The sequence below is a fragment of the Kitasatospora sp. NPDC057512 genome (assembly GCF_042802135.1).
In the GTDB taxonomy this organism is placed as follows: Bacteria; Actinomycetota; Actinomycetes; order Streptomycetales; family Streptomycetaceae; genus Kitasatospora.
Map to the genome: position 1 here is coordinate 1 of NZ_JBHVET010001188.1, position 1,498 is coordinate 1,498.

Annotated in this window: 2 protein-coding genes; one reads left to right on the top strand and one right to left on the bottom strand. The window is 75.1% G+C overall.

Annotated features, from left to right (window positions below; all coding sequences use genetic code 11):
* Nucleotides 1–76 precede the first annotated feature (76 nt).
* Nucleotides 77–670 (bottom strand): hypothetical protein, encoded by a 594-nt coding sequence (locus ACFU6K_RS38790; RefSeq protein WP_380671340.1) that lies wholly within the window; start codon nucleotides 668–670, stop codon nucleotides 77–79.
* A 149-nt stretch (nucleotides 671–819) separates the two neighbouring features.
* Between ACFU6K_RS38790 and ACFU6K_RS38795 the strand changes: the two genes are divergently transcribed.
* Nucleotides 820–1,498, top strand: a 679-nt coding sequence (locus ACFU6K_RS38795) for a PhzF family phenazine biosynthesis protein (protein WP_380671342.1), incomplete at its 3' end; no start/stop codon positions are given.

Here is a 1,498-nt window from a genome sequence, read left to right on the forward strand (position 1 = left end):
GCCTTGCAGCGGGTGACGGGCGGGCCTTCCGGCGTTCGTACGGCGGTACGGCTTGGTGCGGTGCGGTGTGGCGCGGTCAGCCGGCCGGGTGCTGCGGCGGCTGCGGCTGGGCGTACGGGTTGTCCGCCACCGGCTGCGGCGGGACGCCCGGCTGGTACGGCGAGGCGCCCTGCGCCGGGGCGGGCGGAACGGGGGCGCCGGCCGGCGGCGGGACGGGCGCGCCCGGCTGCGGGGCGTACGGCGCCTGCGGGTTGAACGGCGCCTGCGGGGCGTTGGGGTTGAACGGCGCCTGCTGGGCGGCGGCCGGGTTGAACGGCGCGTTCGGGTTGAACGCCCCCTGCGGCGCGTTCGGGTCGAACGGGGCGGCCGCCTGCGCGGGCTGCTTCTTGGCGTTGCTGCGCTCCACCAGCGCCTTCACCGAGGCGACGATCATCGCGAGCGGCACGATGAACACCTTGAAGAAGATGGTGTACGTGCCGCCTTCGAAGACGAACGCCAGGTAGTAGGCGTACCCCAGGAAGCCGAGGCCGATGACGATGTTGAGGATGCGCAGGCCGACCTTCATGCCGGCGCCGACGACCCCGAGGGGCACCATGATGGCGCCGCTGAGGGCCAGCAGTACGACGTACCAGGAGAAGAGCGGTTCGGCGCTGAAGTCGAGATTGTTCACGGGGGCTTTCCTGGGGAGGGGAAGAGAAAAACGGCGGGAACCGTTCGGGGACGACAGCGCACAGTACTGGAGGCGGCCGACATCCGTCGCGGCCTTTGTGTCACGGTGTCATTGCGCCGGGCCGGAGCGGCAGTAGACGAGGTGGGGAAATGACGGGGTTTGAGGTGCTGCGGGTCTTTTGCGGGCCCGACGGGAGCCACGGGAACGCGCTCGGGGTGGTGCGCGACGGCGCCGCCGTGCCGGAGCGCGCGGACCGGCAGCGGGTCGCACGCGAACTCGGCTTCAGCGAGACGGTGTTCGTCGACGACCCGGAGCGCGGGGAGATCGACATCTACACCCCGTCGGTGCGCCTGCCGTTCGCCGGCCACCCGTGCGTGGGCGCCGCCTGGCTGCTCGGGGTGGACCGGCTGGTCACGGCCGCCGGCGAGGTGGCCGTGCGGCGCGAGGGCGGGCTGACCCGGATCGAGGGCCGGCCGGAGTGGGCCCCGGGGCGCACGCTGCGGCGGTACGGTTCGGCGGCCGAGGTGGAGGCGCTGGAGGTGCCGCCGCCGGGGGAGTGGGTCTACGCCTGGGCCTGGCAGGACGAGGCGGCCGGCACCGTCCGGGCCCGGGCCTTCCCCGGGCGGGGCGACGGGATCGACGAGGACGAGGCGACCGGTGCGGCCGCCCTGCTGCTGGCCGCGCACCTCGGCCGGGCGCTGACCGTCACCCAGGGCCGGGGCTCGCAGCGGCGGGCCGGGCCGCGCCCGGGCGGGCTGGTCGAGGTCGGCGGCCGGGTGGTCCGGGTCCCGCGGCCGGTTCAGCCGGCCGGGGGCGTCGGCTCCGCGT